Genomic DNA, 21,699 nt, shown 5'->3' on the forward strand with positions numbered 1-21,699 from the left:
GATGTCTTTAGCGGCTATAGTGGCGAGTCGCCAGCCTGAACGCACCGTCTATAGCTTGGTCTTGTGGCAGTCGCAGTTGCCACCGCATCCCTTCTTCGGCGAGGTCGTTTTCCGCCACTTATTGAACAAAAATGCGGCTGCGGCTAGCACAATGGCGGCGACTACGATGGACTCCAGCATGGTTAAGACAGAATGGCGGTTCCGAGTTGATAGACCAGCACGGCACCTAGCCAGGCAATGCTCGTTTGGAACACGAAGCTGCCTGCCACCCACTTCCAGCCGATTTCCTTGGCCATGACGGCGAGCGTGGCACCGCACTGTTGGCACAGGGCGAAGAATACCATGATTGCAAAGACGACGGGCAGGGTGAAAATTGGCGTGCCAGCGCGGGGGCCTTCCTTCCAGGTGGCGTTGCTCAAAGTGGTCATCAGGTCCGGGGATTCTTCGTCCACATCGCCGCCGAGGCTATAGATAACGCCCAGTGTGGAGATGATGACTTCACGTGCGGGGAAGCTGGCCACAACGCCCACAGTGATCTTCCAGTCGAAGCCTGCGGGTGCAAAAACGGGTTGGATCGCTTTGCCGATGCGGGCCATGAAACTCTGATTGATATAGGCCGCATCAATGGTGTTGCTTAGCTCGACGGAGAGCTCGGAGTCCGGGTCATCCAGAAGCGAAGCGCTGGCGGGATTGGGCTCAATGTGCTCGGCGTAAAATTCCTTGGTCACTTCATCTTCAAGCCCTGCTGGACGCGGGAAGTAAAGCAGCGCCCAAACGATGACGGTGATCGCCAGGATGATTGTGCCGGCGCGGATGACGAATTCTTTGCCTGCCATCCACATGCGGAAGAGCACGTCTTGCATGCGCGGGAGACGGTAGCTGGGCATTTCCAGGAGGAAAGGTTGCGGCTTGGTTTTGATGACAAATTTCGTCAGGATGTAAGCAGCGGGCACCGCAACCAATAAGCCAACAATGTGCATCACAAACAGCGCCAAACCGGCGGCCCATGGCCCGTATTTGGGCTCCACAAAGGCTCCGATCAGCAGCACATAAACGGGCAGGCGCGCAGAACAGCTCATGAGCGGGGTGACGAGGATCGTCACCATGCGGGCCTTGGGGTCTTCAATCGTGCGGGTGGCGAGGATGCCTGGGATGGCGCAGGCGTAGCCGGACAGCATGGGCACGAAGCTCTTGCCGTTGAGGCCACACCAGCCGAACAGTTTGTCCATCAGGAAGGCGGCGCGCGCCATGTAGCCGGTGTCTTCGAGTAGCGCGATGAAGAAAAAGAGGATCAGAATTTGCGGCAGGAAGATGGCAAACGCTCCGACGCCTTCAATGATGCCGTCTGTCATGAGGCTACTCATCATTGGCCAGGGCTCTAGCCAGCCGCCCACGATGCCTTGCACCCAGCCCTTGAGACCGTCCACAAGGTCCATGAGCGGTCCGGCCCAAGAGTAAACTGCCTGGAAGACGACGTACATCATGGCCGCAAAAATAAGCAGCCCGGCAAAACGATGAAGCATTAGTTTGTCGATGGACTCCGTGCCATCGGGGCCGTTGGGAGCGTCTCCGGCTTGCTTGATTACGCCCTCGAGGAGTTTGTCGAGGTGCTTGTAGCACAAAACGGCTTCAGCCGCCATGGGATTGAGTCCCAGCTTACGAAGGTTTTCGCGGCCTTCGCTGATTGAGGCGCGTACTTTCTCGTGGTTGCTCTGGACGCGGTCGAGCACGGCGGAATTCGCGTCGAAGAGCAGGCGTCGCACTTCCATGTCGGTCAGTGGGACGGCGGTATGCCCATCGGCAGCGCAGTGGATGTTGTTGACGGCTTCGTTGACTTCCGCTGGCCAAGTCATGGGTGCGAGGCAGCGTTCCTGCGTCGCGGCTTTGGAGATGGCGTCGCGCAGCTCGCTGATGCCGATGCCTTTGCGGCCGACGGTGGCGACGATGGGGACGCCGAGTCGTTTTTCGAGCTCAACGATGTCTATGCTCAGCCCTCGCTGTTCGAGTGCGTCCCAGAGGTTGAGTGCGATGACCATGGGGATGCCGAGCTCGGCAATCTGCATGGCCAGGAAAAGATTGCGCTTAAGGTTGGTGGCGTCGATGACGCAGACCACGATGTCTGGCCGCTCAATGCCGGGTAGGTGTCCACTCAGAACGTCTACCGCAACGCGCTCGTCCAGCGAACTGGCCGAGAGGCTATAAGCGCCTGGGAGGTCGATCATGGTGGCCGGACCATCAGCCAGGTAAGCCGTGCCCAGCTTTTTCTCGACGGTGACGCCTGGGTAATTGCCAACACGCTGACGCATGCCCGTAAGGCAGTTGAACAGCGACGTTTTGCCGGTGTTCGGGTTGCCAATCAGCGCAATATGCTTCATGCGCTGGGCCGCAGCTGGTTCAGCGGTGGTGGACACGGTTGGTTTGATACCTTTAGACAGCGACGGGCTCAACTTCGACCAAGGCGGCTTCGCGCCGTCTCAGGCTGAGTTTCTGTCCTTCGAAAGTAATGGCGATGGGATCTCCAAGGGGTGCAACTTGAGCCATTTCGATTTCCTGCCCGGGCAGCAGCCCGAAATTCGCCAAGCGCTGGCAAATTGCGTGGTTGAAATTGATGGCGGTTACCCGGCAGCGACGGCCGATTTGAATTTGGTCAAGGCGCATGGCTTTTATTGGTTTAGGCTAAGGTATTTGTTCGAAACCGAGTCTCAAGCACAATTGACGCCATGAGGGCACTTTTCCCTGCGAGGGGTTCTCAGTAGAAGGCGTTATTGATGTGGCAATTAGGGGTATTGATTTTCATGCATGGCATCCGCTACTCGTTTCTATTTGGCGGGGGGAAACCATTGGTAGAGGAAAAAATAGACCAACACGCCGGTCACGCTGACGTAATACCACAGCGGAAAGGTCCATTTTGCCCACTTCTGATGTTTCTCGAAGCGTCCCTGGAAGGCGTGCCAAAGCGTAATGAAAATAAGCGGCACAATCACCATCGCCAAGAGAACGTGGCTGATCAGCATGGGAAAATAGATCCACGCCCAAATGCCTTCGCCGGTAAAGTGGGTGTTGACGGCCTCACCCGCGCTGGCGCGCAGACCTTTGTGCAGTAAGTAGGAGATCAGGAAAACGACGGACACTGTGAACGCGCTGAGCATGATGAAGCGGTGCGCCTTCATGTTTTGCTCGCGGTCAATCTTGATCAGGGTGAAGCCGACGGTGAGCAGGAGGGTTGCCAGGCCGTTGAGGGATGCATTGATGGCTGGCAGGCTGTGGAGTAGTTCAGTAGACATATTGTTGAAGAGCAGAGGAGTTAAGGCAGGCGTGTGATGAGGAAAATTGCAAACCGATAGCATCGAAATTCCGGGTTGAGCTCGCCTCAAGTGTGCCGATTATACGGGCTAATGCGTTTGTGCTTCGCAATAAGTTTCCTGCTTTGGGCGGCCTCGACTCACGCTGTCGGGCAGTGGATGAGCATTTTGCCGGACTATGTGGTGGTCGGCATTACGCGCATTGGCGAGGCTCCGGCGGATGTCGTGGTCGAGTCGGCTGCGGGGGATTCCGTTCACCGACGAGTCGGTGATTGTGTGGGCGAATTCGTGATCGCAAACTTTGTCCGCGTCGAGGGCGAGTGGTTTGTCGAAGTTCGACGGGAGGGCATAGGCTATCTTTTCGCGTGCAAGCGCCCGCAGGAAGCGCCGTTTGCAGCGGGTCCTTTGGCTAACGCCTACAGCGCCGGTCTCATCGGCCGGGATGGCAAGCTGACTCACGACGGCCGCAATGCCATTGCCGAGCACCTGTTGGCGATTGCCAACGCTGGGCATGAGTACGTGGCGTATACCGGCGCCGAAAAAGTAGACTTCGTCGACATGGCCAAGCAGGGGTATTTGTCACCCGATTTGCTCCAGCCGGTAGCGGGGGAGGACTACTCGCAGATCGTTGTCTCCAGTCGCGGCGGCGCACTCATGGTCCGAACCGGCTTTGGCGAAGTCGTTCGCTGGGCTTATTAATCGCTCAGTCAGGCGAACGCCCTACACAATCGCGGCGGCAGCGGCGGCTTTCTTTTCCTGGGAGCGGCGCTTGAAAAAGCGGATGATCGTGCGGACCACGAAGAACATCAAAATCAGCACCAAGATGCTGGCCAGGATTGGCACGAGGATCGCCAGTAGCGCCGTGACGATGGAGCCGCCAAGCTCGGCCGTGGAAATGATCGGGTTGCCGACTCCACCGGTGGTGGCCGTCGAGGCCCCGCGGGTGATCACGGATGCGCCTTGGACAGCGCCTGCGGTTCCGCCACCAGCGATGGCTGCGGCGATCCATTGGAAGGCGCCGTCGCCCATGAAGTCTGGCATCACGGCGCTGCTGATGAAGGTGCCCGCGATCACGGCGGCGGGCGTGGCGATGGAGTCCAGCGCGTTGTCCAACCAGGGAATGTAATAGCTGGCGATCTCAACCCCGGTTGCGACGCCGAGGGCGAGGGTGACTGGCGTGCTGCCGAGCCATTCGTAATTTTGCCCCAACATTTGCTCGAAATTGATGCCGCCAAAGGCGTCCACTCCGGTATTGGCCGCCAGGCTGGCGACAAATAACGGGACGAACACCCGAAAACCACAGGCCGCTGCGAGGCCAATGCCCACGAGAACGGCCATGATCTGATTTACGCTTTCCATCGTGCTATCTAAACTAAGCTTTTTTCGCGCCAGGAGAAGGCTAGATTCACGCCTCTGTTGGCGTTCTAATGGACACGCGATTTGCAGACGAGTTTCGCAGGTGATATCATTTAATAATGAAAGCGGCCTGCTCATCGCTTCTTCTGTTCTTCGCTTGGGTAGCGTTGGCTGCGGCGGATTTTGGGTTTGGCTTTGGTTATGCCTTTTTGCAGCCGCTGGGGGACTACCGGATTGTCGGCGTGATGCGCGTGGGTGACGAAGTCGAGGCCGTGGTCGAGCGCACCAAAGATGGCGCGCGGACTTGGGTGCGTGAGCAATCGACGTTCGATGGTTATGTGGTCGAGCGAATCGTGCCGCAGGGGGCGGCGTCTACGCTGGAGGTGTCCCGCGCTGGCCTGCGTTACCAAATCGGATTGCGGGCGCCCAAGGGCGGGCCGAAGGTTCAATTTGACACGGAGATGGCGCGCCTCAATGGAGACACCGACGCGCTGGGCAACTTGACGCGGCAGGGACGCGCGAAGATACTCCATCAGGTCAGTTGTTTCGCCAATATTGCTCAGAAACTGATGGCCAGGGAGCCGGCAAAAACTGAATTTTCAATGAACGATGTTCGCACCCTCTACCAAGCGTATAAGCTCTATGGGGAGATTCCGGAGGAGCGGGAGATGGCTGATCCATTTTCCGAAAAACCTCTGGAATGGCAGATTGCGGATTTTATTGAAGAGTTTCATTCCGTGGCGGGGGAGAGCTATGCGGGTATCGTGATTACTGCGGGCACGACTCAGCTCAGCGTGACCACGGCGCGGGGGGAGGTCGTGACCTTTGCCATGCAAGAGATGAACGGGGAGAATCTGTTCGAAAGCATATTCAGTTGTGGAAATTAACGCCTCGCTACCGCTCCTTCCGGGGGGGGGGCTACGGCCCGGCGGGCATTTGGTCGTTTTCGGTTTCAAGGTCGGGGATGTGGGTAAAGGCGATGCGCATGGGGGTGTCGTTGCGGGCGGCGTGGCCGCCGGCGTAGTAAAGCGTCTTGGCGCCGAAGCGCTTGTTGAGCGAGTCCATGGCGGAGTCGAGCTTCACATTGCGCGGGTTGTTCATGTGGGTGAAGAGTGGGTTGGTGTAATTTTGCGCGGAAACAAGCTCGCCGAGGACCACGCTCACCTTGCAGGGGGAGGGGGCGTCAGGGGGGATCTCGGCCCATAGCTGGCGGAGCTCACGCAGGAAAATCCGGCTTTCCTGCGTGGGGAAAAACCGCGTGTCGCGGCCCCAGCGGTAGTCGAAGCCCAGGCGCACACTGATGGAGAGGCTGCCCGCGTAGTGGTCGAGCTTGCGCAGGCGCATGGCAGCTTTTTGCGTGAGGCGGTGGAGGACGGCAAAGGCATCCTCGGCATTGCGCAGGTGGGGGGGGAGGACGTGGGAATGGCTCACCTGGCGGCGGACGGTTTCGGCGTGCTCAATGATCTCCCCCCGCAGCTCGGCGTACATTCGGTCGCCCTCGACGCCACCCCAGATCGAGTGGAGTTTCTGGCGACTACAGGCGTAGAGGTCCTCAATGGTGTGCACGCGGTGGCGGAGCAGGCGCTGGTGCATGCGCTTGCCGATGCCGTAGATGTCCGAGAGGTCGAGCGTGGCCAGCGGGCCGGGGAGGTTGTGCTGGTCGAGCACGGTTAGCCCGCGGGGCTTGTTCATGCCGCTGCCGATTTTAGCCAGAAAGGGGTTAGGGCCGATGCCGATGGAGCAGGAGACGTGCTCGCCGGCCACACGGGTAATAGTCGCCCGAATGCGCTCAGCCAGGGCGGTGGCTTCACGCTCGTTTTGCCAACTGGGGGGGAGGGCGCCGCAAAACTCATCGATGGAGCGGATGGTGATGTCGGGCAGGCAATGCTCGGTCACGGCGTCGATGATGCGGTGGTGGATCTGGATGTAGTTGGCGTGTCCGGCCTCCACAAACTGAATGCGCGGGCACAGCCAGCGGGCTTCGCGGACGTTGGTGCCCGTTTTGACGCCGAAGGCCTTGGCCTCATAGCTGGCGGCAATGCAGCAGGTAGAGTCGGTCATCATGGGCACAATGCCCACCGGCTGGCCCCGTAATTTGGGGTCGCGTTGTTGTTCGCAGGAGGCGAAGTAGGAGTCGAGGTCGACAAAGAGATAGCGTAAAGACATGGCTGGTAAAATGTTCACCTTTAACCGTAGTCTTTTGCGTTATGATTGCAAATAAAAACAGTACTAAAATGTTCACTTTTCGGCCGTTTCGTTGTGCGTTGAACAGCAAGGGTTTCGGTGGCGCGTCAGGCTGGAGGCCTGATGGTTTGGTAGCGGTTTTGGAGTGTTTTTTTAGGTTGGCAGGTGGCGCTTCTGAGTTGGGAGAGCAGACATTAGCCAGGGAAGATGTTCAGCATGGGGTGCGGCGCGGGACGCGCCTGCGCTACCTCAGACAGTTGGATTAGGGCACAGGCGGGACGCCTATGCTACTTTCGGCGAGGCAATGTAGCGGCTTGTCTGGAGACTGCGCCCTACCTCAGGAGTTGGATTGGCCATTTGCCCAATGGGCAAATCTACCGGTGCAGCGGGACGCTGCTCTAGCTGACGACGCTGGACTGGCGGATGATCAGCTCGGGTTTGACGCAGTTGGACTCAACCTGCTTGCCCTCAATGAGTTGCTCCAGCATCTCGACGGCGGCGTAGCCGCGCTGGGTGGGCTTTTGGTCAACGCTGGTGATGGGGACGCTGCACGCCTCGCAGAAAGCGGAGTTGTCGATGCCAGTGACTTTGACGTCTTCTGGTACGCGGATACCCCGACTGATGAGCTCGTTGATCACGCCGATGGCTTGTGAGTCAGATTGCGCGCAGATGCCGTCAAATTGATGGCCGGCTTCGAGGGCGCCGATCAGGGCCGCGCGGGCAGTGGAGCTTTTAAAGCCGGTGTGCATTTGTGGCATGGGGAACACAAGGTGCTCGTTGACCTCCAGTCCGGCTTCGCTCATGGCGCGACGGAAGCCCTTGGTGCGCAGAGGCATGGTGTCGAAGGTGGCAATTTTTTTGCAGCCCTGTTCGATTAAATGCTTGGTGCTCAGGTAGCAGGTGTCTTCCTCGACGAGGCCCGTGTTGGGGATGCTCTCGTGGATCGGGTCGCTGAAGGTGCTGACCAGGTGAAGGCCCTCCTTTTTGAGCTTGAGGAGCAGCGGGATGGCTTCCATGTGGAACACGCCGCTGAGCACGACGCCGTCGACCATGCCGGTGTGGAGTCCCTCGAGCCGCTGGATGTAGTCTTCGTGTTCGGTGACGAAGTTTAGCATCATGCGGAGGTTGAGGTTGTGCGCGGCCTCGGCCATGCCCTCCAGTGAGTCCTCAGTGAGGCTGGCCCCCTTGGCCCCCATGCGATGCATGAAGACGCCGATTGCGCCTTGCCGTTTGGCCAGCAGGGCGATGGAGTTGAAGTTTCGCTTGTAGCCGAGCTCTTCGGCTTTGGCTTTGATGGCCTCGATCAACTCTTTGCGGGCGCCGGTGGTGCCCAGCTTATCGTTGATCACTTTAGAAACAAGGGAAACGGAGACGCCGACTTCATCGGCAATATCTTTGAGGCTGGCCATAAGCGTAGAATCTCAATGGCTGTTCTCGGGACAGGAAAGCAAAAAAAAGCAACTGAGAAATATTAGTAGTTAATCTATCCCTTGATAAAGAGCGGCAGGGCAATATAGTTTTCCTCAAATTTGGTTTTGTTTACTTAAAAATGAGGGTCTGGCTGATTAGCTCAAAGCCGGGCATTGCGTTGGGGAGGTCATCGGACATGTAAAATTCCGTGACGAGAATGCCCTTGTTTTTGCCGGGAACGACACAGGCAAAGACGCGGCAGCCGCCGGGCATGATGTTCATAACCTTGCCTTTGAGGTGGCGGCCGACACCGTTGTACTGGCCCCAAGTTTCAAAATCGCCGTAGGAGTAGGTGTTGACCGCTGTGCCATCGAGCGCGGTGAGCACGCTTTGCATGGTGCTCTCCAGGTTCATGCCTGAGTTGGCGTCGAAAATCTCGATCATGATGTGGGAAGCGCCCCCGGTTTCGATCGAAAAGAGGCGGTCGGGATCGTAGTCGGCCTGGTGACTCGCGATTTCCCAATCCTTGGGGTATTTCAAGCTGAAACCAGGGCGGTTGATCGTGGCCAACTCTGACTCCGACCAAGTGGCAGCGTCTTCGAGAGCTTCTTCTCGGTCGTCTTCGGGGTCGTCGAAAAAGAATGCGAGCGGTAAGGTCAACACATTTGCTGAAGCCCAAGTGGCGACAGTAAAGAAGACCATGAGCAGGATTTTCGGACGACAGTAGCTGGCTGCGAATTTATGCATCACCTATACTTATTAAGATATACAGCAGGACCTTTGGTTCAACCTAATTTTATAAATTGTTTACAATTGGACTTCCTCCCCGGGCAGAAGGTCATGCACCTGTAGTTTGGGGTTGAAATCCAGCAGTTCGTCAAAGAACCAACCGCGGGCCTCAGGGTCGCCGTGAGTCAGTGCAATGGCGCGTGGGTCTAGCGAATTGGCGAACTGAAGCAGCTCGTCGCGGTCGGCGTGGCCACTGAGGTCAAACTGCTCGATGTGGGCGCGCACGGGGGCGGCGTGGTCGGGCACCGAGAACAGGAAGCTGTCGTTATGGGCTGCCGCAAGGAGCTCGCCGCCGGGCGTTTCCGGGTCGCAGTAGCCAACGAAGCAAATGGAGTTGGCGTGGTCGTCGAGCATGGCCGCCGCAGCGTGGTACGAGGGCGTGTGCTCCACGAGCATGCCGCTGGAGAGCACATAAATGCCCTTGGAGCCAGGGCTGTTGCCGGGCTTGAAGGGAGGTGGAGGCTGGACTTTGAGTTGCTTGAGCACTGAGCGGCGGAAGTGCACGCCGCCGACTTTGCGCGAAATCGCGTCAAAATAATCCACAATGTCCATGCCGAGCCCGGCGCAGTAGATTGGGCACACGGGCAGGTCGCCGGTTTGGCGGGCATTGTAGAGCAGTTGTAAGATCTCCTGCATGCGGCCGAGGGCGAACACGGGGATTAGCGCGCAGCCGCCGCGGGAAATCGTGTTGGAGATGGTGGAAATCAGGCGCTCGACTTCGCTTTCGCGTGTGCGGTCGGGCACGCGGCCCTTGCTGCCGCGCGTCGTCTCCATGACGAGCGTGTCAGTGGACTCGATGGGGAAATCCGCGCCATCGAGCGTGGCCTGGTCGCCAAACATGACGTCGCCCGTGAAGAATATGCGGCGGTGTTTGTAAACAAAGCTCACGCCGGCGGCTCCGGCAATGTGGCCAGCGCGGTGCAGGGTAAAAGTCAGCTCCTCGCCGTTGCGCTCGATGCTGCGTGGCTGATTGTAGGTGAGGCCCACGAGGGCGCGGTCGACCTCGTCGACTTCGGCAAAGGTGTAGAGCGGCAGGTCGACGTTGCCGAGCTCGTCGCGCTGGCGCTTCATTACATTGACGGAGTTGCGCAGCATGCGGTGGGCGAGCATTTGGGAGGCGCGGCTGGTCACGAAGAGTGCTTCGGGGTGCTGGCGGCACACGATGGGCAGTGAGCCCAGGTGGTCGAGGTGGCAGTGGGTGAGCACCACGAGATCCAGCGGGCCGTCGCCCAGCAGGTCGTAATTGGGGGTCGACTCACGGCCGACGCTTTTCGGGTCGAGCCCGGCGTCAATCAGCACGCGAAAGGGGCCAATCTCCGCAAGGAGGGAGTTGGCGCCGATGCGTCGGTGTCGGCCTAAGTCAGTGATCTGCATGAGGTCCAATTTTGAACCATTTGCGTGGTGAGTCGATGGCGGAATCTGTGTGCGGTTGCTCAATTTAAATCAGTCGGAATATTCATTTCGAAGCGTGGAATGCGGGTAAACACGGCCCCGCCCAACTCATCAAGCCCATGAAATGCGCCTTCGGCGGCGGCATTTTGGTCGCTGATGTGGTAGCTGTTGTAGGTAAAGCTTTCTCCGGGCTCTAGGCGAGGTGTTTTCTGGACGATTTTATTGCCCTCCACCACGATCTTGTTGCCGTCGGCATGTTCGATGATCCACTTGCGTCCGAGCAGGGTGACGGCGCGGTCGGACAAGTTTTTGATCGTGATGAAGTAGATGAACGCGTGGGCGCGCCCGTCGGTGGGCTCGTCTATTTGCTGGTAAACCACACGGTCGATTTCGACGCGCAGGCCGGGCAGTTCCAGCGCCACATTTTCCGGTTGGCTTTCGGACATCAAAGCAAACTGACCATTTTTCGGGCCAGTTGCAATGCAAGGTGTTACGGAATTGTCCGTCGGTACTTCCGACCGCTTAGCGGTCAATTCACCCGCGAATGGGTTCGGCGGCTACGCAAGACGAAGACCATGCCTAATAGGCCGGTAATCAGCGCATAAGTGGAGGGCTCGGGGATGATCGGTTCGGCGGCCAGTGTCGCGGTCCAGTTGATGGTATTGCCGCTGCCGGTCAGCACGCCGGAATCGCCGTTGCTGAGTCCGAGATCCGCCAAGGTAATTGAGTCAAAGGTGATGTCGCCGACAATATAGTCGCCCGCAGTGTAATTTTCGGGAGCGTAGAACTGCGTCGTCGAAAAACCGAAGGACATGCCTTCGAAACTGTCGGCTTCCAGGACCGTGCCGTCGGGGAGGCCGTCCCAGGGGTAAGGCGTGTCCACGCCACCGCTGGAATACGAGTAGTCAGAGAGCGAGCGGAGGCCCTGATCGTCACTGATCGACCAGTAGTCGCCAGCTTCATTCGCAACGAGCGAGTAGCTGTCCAGCGAGCCAGTGTAGCTCATCGTGACGCTGTTCAGGTCGGTATCGTAGCTGATGGTGAGTTCGATCACGGCAGATGCTGAGGTGCTCAGCAGGGGGGACGCCGCGAGAAGTAGGCTGGGGATTAATTTCATAGCGTATGCATAAAAACGCCTGCCACCACCTCGATGTCAATGAGGGCTAAGGATACTAATCTCTTTACAATGCGGCCTTATTTCTGTTGCGAAACGTGCTAATAAATATACTTAAAATACCATATTGAAATTTTTGACTGGATGCGCACAAAAAAACGCCAGCTCGGTGGCTGACGTTTTTGAAAAGATTGATTGCTCGATCCTTTAGGCGGGCATGCCTGCTGGGGCGGCACCGGGGAGGCCTTCGTCGTTGTCGTCCTCCTTGGTCTTCGGCTTTTGGGTGGGCTTCTCCTCTTCCTCTTCCTTTTCGGGGGGAGGTGTGGTGTTGTTGATCACCGGAGAGCGCAGCTCGCCAAACTCGAGGATTTCGTGGACGTGCTTGCCGTCGATCGTCTCGTATTCGAGCAGGGCTTCGGCAATGCCTTCGAGGGCCTTGCGATGCTCTTCGATGATCTGCTCAGCGCGCTTGTATTGCGCGTTGAGGATCTTCTGCATCTCGGAGTCGATCTTGCGGGCGGTTTCCTCGGAGTAGTCCTGGTTGCGGGTGATTTCCTTGGCCAGGAAGATGTGCTGCTGGTTTTCGCCCAGTGCAATCGGGCCAAGCTCGCTCATGCCGAGGTCGCACACCATGGTGCGGGCGGCGCGGGTGGCCTGCTTGATGTCGCTGGATGCGCCGCTGGAGAAATCGCCCGTTTCGAGCTCTTCGCCAATGCGGCCTGCCATGCAGCAGCAAATGAAGTTGAGGATGTCGTTCTTGGTCTCGCCGAGGACTTCTTTGGTTGGCGTGAGCATGGCCATGCCGAGGGCGCGTCCGCGCGGAAGAATCGTCACCTTGTGCAGCTCGTGATTCTTGCTCTTGAGAACGGCTTGGACGAGCGCGTGGCCGGCTTCGTGGAAGGCGGTGGAGCGCTTGTCTTCTTCGTCCATAAGCTTGCGGCGCTCGCGGCCATAGGCGATCTTGTCACGCGCTTCCTCGATGTCGGCGGCGTCGACTTCGGTCTTGTCGCGACGGGCGGCCACGAGGGCGGCTTCGTTGAGCAAGTTGGCGAGGTCGGCACCGGAGAATCCTGCGGTGCTGCGGGCCACGCGGCCGAGGTCGATGTCGCGCGCCATCTTGATCTTCTTGGCGTGCACGCGGAGAATTTCTTCGCGACCCTTGAGGTCGGGCAGGTCAATCAACACCTGGCGGTCGAAACGGCCGGGGCGCAGGAGCGCCTTGTCGAGGACGTCCGGGCGGTTCGTTGCGGCGATGATGATGATGCCTTCGTGGCCGTCAAAACCGTCCATCTCAACGAGCAGCGAGTTGAGCGTTTGTTCGCGCTCGTCGTTGCCGCCGCCAAGACCGGCGCCACGCTGGCGACCGACGGCGTCGATTTCGTCGATAAAGACAATGCAGGGCGCGTTCTTGCGGCCTTGCTCAAACATGTCGCGGACACGCGCGGCGCCCACGCCGACGAACATTTCCACGAAGTCTGAGCCGGAAATGGAGAAGAAAGGCACGTCTGCCTCGCCAGCCACTGCCTTGGCGAGCAGCGTCTTACCGGTGCCGGGAGGGCCCACCATGAGCACGCCCTTGGGCACCTTGCCGCCGATCTTCTGGAATTTCTTCGGGTCCTTGAGGAAGTCCACCACTTCGGCGACTTCTTCCTTGGCCTCATCGCAGCCGGCCACGTCCTTGAAGAGGAAGCGGTCCTTGTCGCGGGTGAGGAGCTTGGCGCGGCTCTTGCCGAAGGACATCGCGCCCTTGCCAGCCATCTTGAGCTGGCGCACAAACAGGAAGTAAATCAGGCCAATGATGATCAGGAACGGCAGCAGGTTGACGAGGATTTCCATCATTACGGTGCTGGCCGGCTTGGCGACTACCTTGTAGGGTGCGTCCGGGTTGGTTAGCATATCGTAACGGGAGTCCGTCAGCTTGCCCGAGCAGGTGAACTGAATCAGGTCGTCCGGGAGGCTTTTGTCCGGGACCGCATTGTTCTTATTAGAACCTTCGGGGGTCGAGCCCGTGCTGGTGGAGGCGGCGTCAGCCTTTTCGACTGCTTCCGGCTTGGCGTTGGGGTTCTTCAGGGTGCCCCACATGGCGTACCACTGGCGGCCGCCGCTGGGATCTTCTTTGAGGTATAGCTCATTCAGCTCGCCGTTTTCCGCTTTGCGTATCAACTCGGACACGGTCAACACCTCTGCGCCAGTCGGTTGACCGGGCGAGAAGCGCCACAGGAGGACAATCGCGGTAATGACCGCCAGCCAGATGAAGATCATTTTCGGATGAAATGATCCGGGCGGTGGATTTTTTTGCGCGTCGTCGCGTTTTTCTTCGTTATCGCTCATTTATAGGTAAAAAGAGTATCAATAATCACCTAGGACGTCCGGTAAGTCAACCAAAGAGCCGATTTGGCTTCGGGCTGGATGCGGGCGTTTTCGCAGGGCAGTAGGCCAGGGACCCAGAGGATGTCCCCGCGTTTATCACAGACCACGGGCAGTCGCTTTCGTTCCCTTTCGGGGATTTTCCGGTCGGTGAAGCAATCTTGCAGCTTGCGCGAGCCGGGGCTGCCGAGCGGGCGGTAGCGGTCGCCGGGCTGCCAAAGCCGCACGGTTAGCGGGCAGGAGCCGATCCGGTCGGCGTCTAAATAAACGCATTCAGCCTCGGAAAATTCTCCGGCGCGGATTTGCGCATTGAGGCCTGAATCGAGCTCGACTTGGCGGCACATGAGCAAACCGGCGTCGGGTAAGGCGAGGCCGGCGCCGGGCGTTAATTTACGCGGCGACCAGCTGGGCGCGCGTTCGTCGATACGCAGGTGGATGAGGCCCTTGTCGTCGGCGACGAGGAACTGGCTTTTGCCCACGCTGAAGCGCAGCGGCTCTTCCTCGATCCAGCTCAGGAGCAGGTCGTCGATCGCGCCAGCGGAAAGATTATCTAGCAGGCCCATGCGGGCTAGCCAGCGGACGAGGGCGCGGCGCCAGATGGCGCGGGGCTTGCCGCGCAGGCTGTTGGGCGCGAGGCGGTCCTGCTGCTCCTTGGCGGGGAAGACGGACTCCAGCCAGCTCTCGAGCGCATCGGCGTCTTCTTCTAACAGTTGGCGCGCGCGGATGGCGCCGGAAAGCGCGTCGCTGGGGCTGGCTTCCTGGAGGGCGGGCCAAACGCTTAGGCGAATGCGGTTGCGGAAGTATTCGTTGGACTGGTTGCTGGCGTCCTCGCGCCACGGAATGTCGAGCGCGCGCAGGCCGTCGACAATTGCCTCGCGGGACCACTCCAGCATTGGGCGCAGGTGGACGGGGCTGTTGCGGGCCGGTTGGCTGACGGGGCGCGGAGCGGCGAGGCCGTCGGACCCCGAACCGCGCGCCAGGCGCATGAGCTGGGTTTCGGCGACGTCGTTGGCGTGCTGGCCCAGGCAGACGATTGCGCAATTGGCGTCCGAGAAAAACTTCAGGCGCGCGTCGCGGAGTTGGCTTTCGCTGGCTTGGTCACCGGGCTTGAGGCCCGCGTGGCCGAGGTCAAACTTCAGGCCGAGGCTTTGGGCGACTTCGCGCACGAAGGCGGCGTCGGCATCGGCAGCTTCGCCGCGCAGGCCGTGATTGAAATGCAAGACGCGGAGCTGGCCGCGACGTTGCGGGTAGCGCGCCCAGAGCAGGAGCAGCAAAGCCAGAGAATCCGCGCCACCCGAGCAGGCGACGCCCCAGCTGACCTTAAACTGGTCAATGACGTGGGTTGTGGCCGGGTGTAGCGACTCCTCTTTCCAGAGGTCGGCGAGGCGCAGTGCTTGTTGGAACCAATCAGTCACGGTGGGGCAGTATGACAAATGCTCGGGCCAACGCGAACACTCGCGGCCCGGATGCGTGCTTTGGCGATTGTTTTACAGGACTTACTCGGCGGCGAGGTCGAGCAGCTCCTTGTCGCGGGCGGCGCGCACGGCGTCTACGATGGCGATGCCCACCAAGTCCATGGAGGCCAGCTGCTGGAACCGTTCTTCGAATTCGTCGCGCTCTTCTTCGGTGAAAATCTTGCGCTGCAGGCGGCAGGCTTCCACGAGGGCCAGCAGGGCGGTTTCCTCGGGGGAGGGGATTTCGTCGGGGTTGAGCACGAGCTCGCGCACTTGCTCAATCACGTCGGCGCGCATGCGCTCGTCAGCCTGCGGGTAGATGGGGGCCTTGCGATTCTTAATGAAGAAAATCTTGTCCTTCTTTTCGAGGATTTCCTCGTGGACGAGGCTCTCCAGCGTCTTGGAGACGAGCAGGTTGCCCTGGAGTGCCAGACGGCCAACGGCCTTGCGCAGCGGAATTTCCTTGTCGCCTTCGCGGACGACTTGCAGCGCGGAGTTGAGCAGCGGACGCTGTGGATAAGCCTCCTGCAACACGATGATTTTCTCCGCATCGGAGTCGATGATCTTGCGGAAGGTCATTTCGAGCAGGAACGCGCCCGCGAGACCAATCTCCAGCGACTTGCGCGGAAGAGCGTGAAATTTGCCGGTTTTCGGATCCAGTGCGAGTACGAGTAGCTGCTCGGCGAATGTCATGGGCGCAGTGAAGCGTGTTTCGGCTCCGGCGGAAAGCCTATTTTTCGGAGGACGGAGGTCGGAGGACGGAGGACGGGGGTCAGAGATCGGAGGTCAGCAGTCGGATGGTCGGAAGTCGGGGGTCAGAGATCGGAAGTCGGAGGTAATCCATACCTTGTTTCAGTTGCTCTATGCTAAGTCCTCCAGCGATTGTTTCAGATTATCCGACTGCCGACCTCTGACCTCCGACATCCGATCACTGGCCTCCGGCCTCTGGCCACCGAATTCCGTAACTAACGCGTATCACAATTCTTCCTTGCAAGTAGTTAAGAATTCCTCCATTACTCGCGTCCGTTTTTACTGGGAAGAAGCGTGCGAAAAGTTAATTCGCGGGCGGAACTTCGGCAAAGACCCCGGGTGATTACCACCCACAGTGAGCTTGGTTCGGGGCGCCGGAATCCTGCTCGTTATCCTCCGGCGCTGAACAAGAAAAGAATCAAGACAGTGGACATATACGTTGGGAATATTCCCTACGATCTTACCGACGACGAACTGATGGGCATCTTTGGCGCCCACGGTGAAGTCAACTCGGCTAAAGTCATCATCGACCGTGAAACCGGTCGTTCCAAGGGCTTCGCGTTCGTCTCCATGGAGAGCGAAGAAGAAGCTAACGCAGCCGTAGAGGCCCTCAATGGAGCAGAAATCGGCGGACGCCCCGCCAAGGTTAATATTGCTCGTCCCCGTGAAGAGCGTCCCCCTCGCCGTGACTTCGGCGGTGGCGGCGGCGGCGGCTTCAAGCGCGGCGGCGGCGGTGGCGGTGGCTACCGTGGCGGCGGCGGTGGAGGCGGCTACGGCGGTGGCGGTGGCTACGGTGGCGGCGGCGGTGGCCGACGCGAGCGTGGCGGCGGCGGCGGTCGTGATCGTCGCGCCTTCTAAGGCAGCTCAAGAGCTAACCATCTCCAGCTCTAGACAGCTGTTTTACGAGGTTGACGGCCCGGTAAGGGCCCAACCAAAATTTTCATCCTTTCCTGCGACACAAACGTCGGCCTGCAATGGCCGGCGTTTTCTGCGTCTGGCTGTGGTGTTGGGGGAAACGAAAGCCTCGCCAAGCGCCACGCGTGCGCCATAGTCACGGCATGTCATTTTGGAAACGATTGCTGCCGGGCAAGCAATGGCGCTTACTTACCGGCAAGGTTTCGGGCATCCCGGATAGCTTCGAGGGCATGACGCAGGCCGTTGGGCTGGGTGCTTGTTCTTGGGCCGACCCGTTTCCCGTCGCCCGCGATGGCCGCTGCTGGGTGTTTATCGAAGAGGTGATCCACCACCCGAAAAAAGGCCGGCTGGCGGTCTTTGAACTCAATGCAGATGGCTCTGTGGGCCCGATGACGGTTATTTTGGAGCGTGATTATCACCTGTCGTATCCCAATGTTTTTCAACATGATAGAGAATGGTGGCTCGTGCCAGAATCCCGCGCCAACCGCACGGTGGACCTCTATCGCTGCGTCGAATGGCCGCATCGCTGGGAGTATGAAAAATCGCTCATGCGCGACATTGAGGTGGTCGACGCAACGTTCTGGCAGAGGGATGGCCGTTGGTGGCTCTTTGGCGGAACCCCCGCCACGCCGGGTGGCAATGCCTCGGGGCAGCTTTGCCTCTGGTCCGCAGATTCTCCCATCAGCGAGGACTGGACACCGCATCCGGCTAATCCCATCGTCGCAGACCGCGCCTGCGCCCGGCCAGCTGGAAGAATTTTCGAGCACAAGGGCATGTTGATTCGCCCGGCGCAAAACTGCGTTAAGCGCTACGGCTATGGAGTTCATTTGATGGCGATTGAGGAGTGGACGGACACGACTTACCGTGAACGGCTTTTCCAAGCCTACACGCCGCCGACCATGCCGCCAGGTGCCATCGCCACTCATACCTTCAATCAAGCGGCGGGCTATTTTTGGGGTGATGTAGCGTTACGCACCTGGCCAGGTTAAGTAGGTAGGGACTTATGGTAGGAGGCTGGCTGGTCGTAGCGTGAATTTTCAAGGAACTATAAAAATCTGTAAAAAAATCGTCAATTAATGGATGGAAGCAGCTGAATGTCATCAATTTATGTTCGCCATTTGCTCAGAGCTTGCCATGTTACAGGCATTAGGGTCTGCTCCCGTTGTATAAATTTGAATCATGAAAATCCGTTTCTGGGGAACACAGGGTTCGCTGCCCGCGCCGATGACCGCGCCCATGGTGCGTGAGAAAATTTTTCGGGCTCTCGAAGCGGCTAACGGGCAGGATCTTTCCAGTGAGGAAAAGATTAACGCCTTCATGGATAGCAACTTGCCGTTTGCGGTGCGTTCTACTTACGGCACCAATACATCCTGTATCCAGTTTGATAATCCCGGTGGCGCATACATGATTTGCGATGCCGGTTCGGGCATCCGAGACTTGGGGCACAAGTTGATGACGACCGGCGAGGCCAAGCAGCCGAGCACGTATCACATTTTCATGACTCACTTGCACTGGGATCACATCCAGGGCTTTCCGTTTTTCGTCCCGGCCTACATCCCGGGCAACAAGATCATTTTCCACACTTATCACCCGCAGTGCGAGGATGCGCTTCGCCGTCAGATGGCTGGCCCGGAGTTTCCAGTTCCTTTCGACGCGATGGGTGCAGACATCGAGTTCGACGTCCAGCCGCCGCTCACGCCCTACAACGTGGAAGGCTTCGAAATCGACACTATCGAGCAAAATCACCCCGGCAAGTCCTACGGCTATCGGTTTAAAAAGGGCGGCAAGATCGCCGTTTTCTCGACTGATTCCGAGCACACTCACGAGGCTTACGAGGAGGATTACCCGTTTGTGGACTTCTTCCGTGACGCCGACATTGTCATCTTTGACGCCCAATATACCATGGCGGACGCCACCTTCACCAAGGCGAGCTGGGGCCACTCCAGCAACGTCATGGGGGTTGAGCTGACTGCCCGCGCTTGCGCCAAGCGCTTGGCCATTTTCCATCACGAGCCCATCAACACCGATTGGCAGCTCGACGACTTTCTTCGAAATACGATCATGTACCGCAGCATCTACCACCAGGAATCCAACGAACAGCTTGGACACGCACAGTATCCCGAGGAAATACTGCTCTGCTACGACGGTCTCGAACTCGACCTCTAGGCCGGCCATCTGACATCCCAGGATTGCCTGTTTTGACATCACATACATCACACAAATCTAGTCCTGCGACGACTTCCGAGCTGGAGCCGTTGCCTATTGCGCTGAACATCACCAAGGAAGAAATTAACCGTCTTCCGCTGGGCCGTTTCGAAGGCGCCATTCACTTGATCACCACACCAGCGGCAGCGCGAATTGCGGTGGAAAAACTCCTCCAAACCGAGGTGCTTGGCTTCGACACCGAGTCGCGCCCAGCTTTCCGCAAGGGCGAGAATTACGACCCGTCTGTTGTTCAGTTTGCGACCAATTACGAGGCCTACCTTTTCCAAGTGAAGCGCATTGGCGGGCTCAAGCCCCTCTTTCCCTTGCTGGAAAACGCCAAGGTGAAAAAGGTCGGCGTGGCCCTGCGAGACGACATCAAGCGCCTCCAAGCTATTGAAAAATACAAGCCCGCGGGCTTTGTGGAAATCAGTGACATCAGTCGCCGTTTGGGCATTGAAAAAACTGGCCTCCGCAGCTTGATCGGCATGTTCATGGGCCTGCGCATTTCCAAGAGCGCGCAGGTGTCCAATTGGGCCCGCCACAGCCTTAATCATAAGCAGATCGTCTATGCGGCAACCGATGCCTGGATGAGCCGCCGCCTCTACATGCTCGTGCGCAAGGCCGAGCAAGAGCAGAACAGCTGAAGTAATTATGAATGATGAATTCAGAATTATGAAAGTCTGCTGGGGGTGCTTTGAACAGACGACTTGTTGAGTTCGCTAACGGTTTATTGGTTATTCGCTACGTTCCTTTGCTCCATGCAGAGAAAACCGTGCTTCCGCATTGCGTCAGCCTTTCATAATTCATAATTCTACATGCCTAATTTCATAACTTTCAAAGAACAGAAATCTGCGAAACCCGCACAAATCCTAAACAACATGCCTACCGCAATCCTCGAAACCAACCAGGGTAACATTGAAATCGAGCTGATGCCCGACATCGCTCCCAAGACTGTCGAAAACTTCGTCGGCCTCATCAACAAGGGCTACTACGACGGCATCATTTTCCACCGCGTCATCAAGGACTTCATGCTGCAAGGCGGCGACCCGACCGGTACCGGTATGGGAGGCGAATCCCTCTGGGGCGGCAAATTCGAGGACGAGTGTGACCCAAGCGTGAAGTTCGACCAGCCCGGCCTCCTGGCCATGGCCAACGCTGGCCCCGGCACCAATGGCTCCCAGTTCTTCATCACCACCGTGCCCTGCGGCTGGCTCCACATGAAGCACACCATTTTTGGCAAGGTAACGGCCGGTATGGACATCGTCACGAAGATCGAAAATTCCAAGTGCGACGCCCGCGACAAGCCGGTTGACAAGCAATACATCGTCAAAGCTTCCGTTAAGTAAAAACATCTGACATGGCCGGACCGCTTCAACATGCAACCGGCCTTCAGCGATGGGATTCGCCGGGGCAGTCGCCGCTGTTGGCGCTCCACGGCTTTACCGGCGATGCCGAAGACTTTGCTTGGCTCGCCGGTCAGTCCCGCGAAAAGCTCGATTGGTGGGCGCTGAATCTGCCGGGTCATGGCAATGCCCTTGTAGCCGACCCGGATGCCCTCGTGCTCGATGATTTTCTGGACGAGGTGGAATCCGCGCGCCGCCGCATTGTTGCCGAGACGGGGCGCACGCCGATCCTCCTCGGCTACTCTATGGGTGGGAGGGTAGCCCTGCACGCCGTCGCGCGCAATCCGTCCAAATGGCGCGCGCTTGTTACCGTGGGCGCGACACCTGGCATTGCCGACCCGACGCGTCGACTCGACCGCCTGATGATGGATGAAGACCTCGCCCATCGCATGCGCGAGCAGACCGTCGACGAATTTTTGCAGGCCTGGCAGTCGATGCCCATCATCCAGAGTCAGGACAATATTCGCCCGGAAATTTTGGAGCCGCTGCGCGAACGCCGCCGTCGCAATGATCCGGTCCAGCTCGCGGGCGCGCTGCTGGCCATGAGCACGGGGCGCATTCCCTCGCTCTGGGATTACCTGGTCGACCTCGACTTGCCGTGCTTGATTACTACGGGCGCGTTCGACCACAAATTCTGCGACATCGCCCACAGCATGGAGCCGCGTTTGCCCTACCCATCGATGGCAGTGGTTCCCAAAGTGGGACACTGTGCCCACCTCGAAGCCCCGGAGCAATTTCTCCGCGTCTTGCTGAGCTTCGTTTCGTATTTGGTGGATTGAGTGTTTAATGCAGACCAATGCTTAACGGTTATGCGCAAGTCGATATTTCATGAAGCGTTTGCTGAAGCGCGTGCCCATCCGTTAGCAATGAGTTTGATGCCAGGCCTTTGATTGATCCACCAGTCTTGGGGGCGTGCTGCGACGGCTTGGTCGAGTCGTTCGATGCTTGGCCCGCGGTTGTTGGCAGTGTGATCTTGGATGAGGTCCAAGGGATTTCGATTGGATTGAACTCAGACTGTATGGTAGCAGCACATTCGTTTGGATTCCCTCGGGTAGGGG

22 protein-coding genes are annotated in these 21,699 nt (G+C 58.5%); 8 read left to right on the forward strand and 14 right to left on the reverse strand.

Features of this window, described 5'->3' with window-relative positions; genetic code table 11:
* Positions 1 to 48 precede the first annotated feature (48 nt).
* The 4 genes from RBB62_RS20285 to RBB62_RS10490 form a co-directional block, all read right to left on the reverse strand.
* Positions 49 to 180: a FeoB-associated Cys-rich membrane protein gene (locus RBB62_RS20285; protein ID WP_425499890.1), complete on the reverse strand. Its 132-nt coding sequence runs from the start codon at positions 178 to 180 to the stop codon at positions 49 to 51.
* A 2-nt stretch (positions 181 to 182) separates the two neighbouring features.
* Positions 183 to 2,411, reverse strand: a complete 2,229-nt coding sequence (gene feoB / locus RBB62_RS10480) for a ferrous iron transport protein B (RefSeq protein ID WP_309398761.1) — start codon at positions 2,409 to 2,411, stop codon at positions 183 to 185.
* Between the two features lie 16 nt (positions 2,412 to 2,427).
* The gene (locus RBB62_RS10485; RefSeq protein WP_309398762.1) at positions 2,428 to 2,658 is read right to left on the reverse strand and encodes a FeoA family protein; all 231 of its coding nucleotides are present in this window, start codon (positions 2,656 to 2,658) and stop codon (positions 2,428 to 2,430) included.
* A 161-nt stretch (positions 2,659 to 2,819) separates the two neighbouring features.
* Positions 2,820 to 3,284, reverse strand: a complete 465-nt coding sequence (locus tag RBB62_RS10490; protein ID WP_309398763.1) for a DUF420 domain-containing protein — start codon at positions 3,282 to 3,284, stop codon at positions 2,820 to 2,822.
* A gap of 111 nt (positions 3,285 to 3,395) precedes the next feature.
* Here RBB62_RS10490 and RBB62_RS10495 point away from each other — a divergent pair, with 111 nt between their 5' ends.
* Positions 3,396 to 4,001: a hypothetical protein gene (locus tag RBB62_RS10495; protein WP_309398764.1), complete on the forward strand. Its 606-nt coding sequence runs from the start codon at positions 3,396 to 3,398 to the stop codon at positions 3,999 to 4,001.
* Between the two features lie 21 nt (positions 4,002 to 4,022).
* Here RBB62_RS10495 and RBB62_RS10500 read toward each other — a convergent pair whose 3' ends face one another.
* Positions 4,023 to 4,661: a DUF4126 domain-containing protein gene (locus RBB62_RS10500; RefSeq protein WP_309398765.1), complete on the reverse strand. Its 639-nt coding sequence runs from the start codon at positions 4,659 to 4,661 to the stop codon at positions 4,023 to 4,025.
* A gap of 116 nt (positions 4,662 to 4,777) precedes the next feature.
* On the opposite strand from RBB62_RS10500, the gene RBB62_RS10505 reads away from it, so the two are divergent.
* Positions 4,778 to 5,545, forward strand: coding sequence for a hypothetical protein (locus RBB62_RS10505; protein WP_309398766.1), 768 nt, complete (start codon positions 4,778 to 4,780; stop codon positions 5,543 to 5,545).
* Between the two features lie 31 nt (positions 5,546 to 5,576).
* Here the strand turns inward: RBB62_RS10505 and RBB62_RS10510 are convergent, their stop codons facing one another.
* From RBB62_RS10510 to RBB62_RS10550, 9 genes are all read right to left on the reverse strand, one after another.
* Complete coding sequence (locus RBB62_RS10510; protein WP_309398767.1) at positions 5,577 to 6,824, reverse strand: DNA polymerase Y family protein; 1,248 nt, start codon at positions 6,822 to 6,824, stop codon at positions 5,577 to 5,579.
* A 416-nt stretch (positions 6,825 to 7,240) separates the two neighbouring features.
* Complete coding sequence (locus RBB62_RS10515) at positions 7,241 to 8,251, reverse strand: LacI family DNA-binding transcriptional regulator (RefSeq protein WP_309398768.1); 1,011 nt, start codon at positions 8,249 to 8,251, stop codon at positions 7,241 to 7,243.
* Between the two features lie 130 nt (positions 8,252 to 8,381).
* On the reverse strand, positions 8,382 to 8,999 hold the full coding sequence (locus RBB62_RS10520; RefSeq protein WP_309398770.1) for a hypothetical protein: 618 nt from the start codon (positions 8,997 to 8,999) through the stop codon (positions 8,382 to 8,384).
* Positions 9,000 to 9,059: 60 nt separating this feature from the next.
* Positions 9,060 to 10,415, reverse strand: coding sequence for an MBL fold metallo-hydrolase (locus RBB62_RS10525; protein ID WP_309398771.1), 1,356 nt, complete (start codon positions 10,413 to 10,415; stop codon positions 9,060 to 9,062).
* A gap of 59 nt (positions 10,416 to 10,474) precedes the next feature.
* Positions 10,475 to 10,879 (reverse strand): ApaG domain-containing protein, encoded by a 405-nt coding sequence (locus RBB62_RS10530; RefSeq protein WP_309398772.1) that lies wholly within the window; start codon positions 10,877 to 10,879, stop codon positions 10,475 to 10,477.
* Positions 10,880 to 10,962: 83 nt separating this feature from the next.
* Positions 10,963 to 11,550 (reverse strand): PEP-CTERM sorting domain-containing protein, encoded by a 588-nt coding sequence (locus tag RBB62_RS10535; protein WP_309398774.1) that lies wholly within the window; start codon positions 11,548 to 11,550, stop codon positions 10,963 to 10,965.
* A gap of 204 nt (positions 11,551 to 11,754) precedes the next feature.
* Positions 11,755 to 13,878, reverse strand: coding sequence for an ATP-dependent zinc metalloprotease FtsH (ftsH, locus tag RBB62_RS10540; protein ID WP_309398775.1), 2,124 nt, complete (start codon positions 13,876 to 13,878; stop codon positions 11,755 to 11,757).
* Between the two features lie 29 nt (positions 13,879 to 13,907).
* Positions 13,908 to 15,329 (reverse strand): tRNA lysidine(34) synthetase TilS, encoded by a 1,422-nt coding sequence (gene tilS, locus RBB62_RS10545; protein ID WP_309398776.1) that lies wholly within the window; start codon positions 15,327 to 15,329, stop codon positions 13,908 to 13,910.
* 81 nt (positions 15,330 to 15,410) lie between these two features.
* Positions 15,411 to 16,061: a GOLPH3/VPS74 family protein gene (locus RBB62_RS10550; protein ID WP_309398777.1), complete on the reverse strand. Its 651-nt coding sequence runs from the start codon at positions 16,059 to 16,061 to the stop codon at positions 15,411 to 15,413.
* Between the two features lie 483 nt (positions 16,062 to 16,544).
* On the opposite strand from RBB62_RS10550, the gene RBB62_RS10555 reads away from it, so the two are divergent.
* From RBB62_RS10555 to RBB62_RS10580, 6 genes are all read left to right on the forward strand, one after another.
* A complete protein-coding gene (locus RBB62_RS10555) occupies positions 16,545 to 16,976 on the forward strand; it encodes an RNA recognition motif domain-containing protein (RefSeq protein ID WP_309398778.1) in 432 nt (143 codons plus the stop codon).
* A gap of 200 nt (positions 16,977 to 17,176) precedes the next feature.
* Positions 17,177 to 18,022, forward strand: a complete 846-nt coding sequence (locus tag RBB62_RS10560; RefSeq protein WP_309398779.1) for a glucosamine inositolphosphorylceramide transferase family protein — start codon at positions 17,177 to 17,179, stop codon at positions 18,020 to 18,022.
* A 190-nt stretch (positions 18,023 to 18,212) separates the two neighbouring features.
* Positions 18,213 to 19,199, forward strand: a complete 987-nt coding sequence (locus RBB62_RS10565) for an MBL fold metallo-hydrolase (RefSeq protein ID WP_309398780.1) — start codon at positions 18,213 to 18,215, stop codon at positions 19,197 to 19,199.
* Between the two features lie 32 nt (positions 19,200 to 19,231).
* Entirely contained in the window at positions 19,232 to 19,882 is a 651-nt protein-coding gene (locus RBB62_RS10570) for a 3'-5' exonuclease (RefSeq protein WP_309398781.1), read from the forward strand.
* A 234-nt stretch (positions 19,883 to 20,116) separates the two neighbouring features.
* Positions 20,117 to 20,584 carry a peptidylprolyl isomerase gene (locus RBB62_RS10575; protein WP_309398782.1) on the forward strand — a complete coding sequence of 156 codons (468 nt, stop codon included), beginning with the start codon at positions 20,117 to 20,119 and terminating at the stop codon, positions 20,582 to 20,584.
* Positions 20,585 to 20,595: 11 nt separating this feature from the next.
* On the forward strand, positions 20,596 to 21,420 hold the full coding sequence (locus RBB62_RS10580) for an alpha/beta fold hydrolase (protein WP_309398783.1): 825 nt from the start codon (positions 20,596 to 20,598) through the stop codon (positions 21,418 to 21,420).
* The last annotated feature ends 279 nt before the right edge of the window (positions 21,421 to 21,699 follow it).

The organism is Cerasicoccus maritimus, assembly GCA_031296935.1.
GTDB lineage: Bacteria > Verrucomicrobiota > Verrucomicrobiia > Opitutales > Cerasicoccaceae > Cerasicoccus > Cerasicoccus maritimus.

Excerpts from the sequence above, each read along its gene's own strand:
- RBB62_RS20285 (WP_425499890.1), bottom strand. The coding sequence starts at position 180 with ATGCTGGAGTCCATCGTAGTCGCCGCCATTGTGCTAGCCGCAGCCGCA.
- RBB62_RS10485 (WP_309398762.1), bottom strand. The coding sequence starts at position 2,658 with ATGCGCCTTGACCAAATTCAAATCGGCCGTCGCTGCCGGGTAACCGCC.
- RBB62_RS10490 (WP_309398763.1), bottom strand. The coding sequence starts at position 3,284 with ATGTCTACTGAACTACTCCACAGCCTGCCAGCCATCAATGCATCCCTC.
- RBB62_RS10495 (WP_309398764.1), top strand. The coding sequence starts at position 3,396 with ATGCGTTTGTGCTTCGCAATAAGTTTCCTGCTTTGGGCGGCCTCGACT.
- RBB62_RS10500 (WP_309398765.1), bottom strand. The coding sequence starts at position 4,661 with ATGGAAAGCGTAAATCAGATCATGGCCGTTCTCGTGGGCATTGGCCTC.
- RBB62_RS10505 (WP_309398766.1), top strand. The coding sequence starts at position 4,778 with ATGAAAGCGGCCTGCTCATCGCTTCTTCTGTTCTTCGCTTGGGTAGCG.
- RBB62_RS10510 (WP_309398767.1), bottom strand. The coding sequence starts at position 6,824 with ATGTCTTTACGCTATCTCTTTGTCGACCTCGACTCCTACTTCGCCTCC.
- RBB62_RS10515 (WP_309398768.1), bottom strand. The coding sequence starts at position 8,251 with ATGGCCAGCCTCAAAGATATTGCCGATGAAGTCGGCGTCTCCGTTTCC.
- RBB62_RS10520 (WP_309398770.1), bottom strand. The coding sequence starts at position 8,999 with ATGCATAAATTCGCAGCCAGCTACTGTCGTCCGAAAATCCTGCTCATG.
- RBB62_RS10525 (WP_309398771.1), bottom strand. The coding sequence starts at position 10,415 with ATGCAGATCACTGACTTAGGCCGACACCGACGCATCGGCGCCAACTCC.
- RBB62_RS10530 (WP_309398772.1), bottom strand. The coding sequence starts at position 10,879 with ATGTCCGAAAGCCAACCGGAAAATGTGGCGCTGGAACTGCCCGGCCTG.
- RBB62_RS10535 (WP_309398774.1), bottom strand. The coding sequence starts at position 11,550 with ATGAAATTAATCCCCAGCCTACTTCTCGCGGCGTCCCCCCTGCTGAGC.
- ftsH (WP_309398775.1), bottom strand. The coding sequence starts at position 13,878 with ATGAGCGATAACGAAGAAAAACGCGACGACGCGCAAAAAAATCCACCG.
- RBB62_RS10550 (WP_309398777.1), bottom strand. The coding sequence starts at position 16,061 with ATGACATTCGCCGAGCAGCTACTCGTACTCGCACTGGATCCGAAAACC.
- RBB62_RS10560 (WP_309398779.1), top strand. The coding sequence starts at position 17,177 with ATGTCATTTTGGAAACGATTGCTGCCGGGCAAGCAATGGCGCTTACTT.
- RBB62_RS10565 (WP_309398780.1), top strand. The coding sequence starts at position 18,213 with ATGAAAATCCGTTTCTGGGGAACACAGGGTTCGCTGCCCGCGCCGATG.
- RBB62_RS10575 (WP_309398782.1), top strand. The coding sequence starts at position 20,117 with ATGCCTACCGCAATCCTCGAAACCAACCAGGGTAACATTGAAATCGAG.
- RBB62_RS10580 (WP_309398783.1), top strand. The coding sequence starts at position 20,596 with ATGGCCGGACCGCTTCAACATGCAACCGGCCTTCAGCGATGGGATTCG.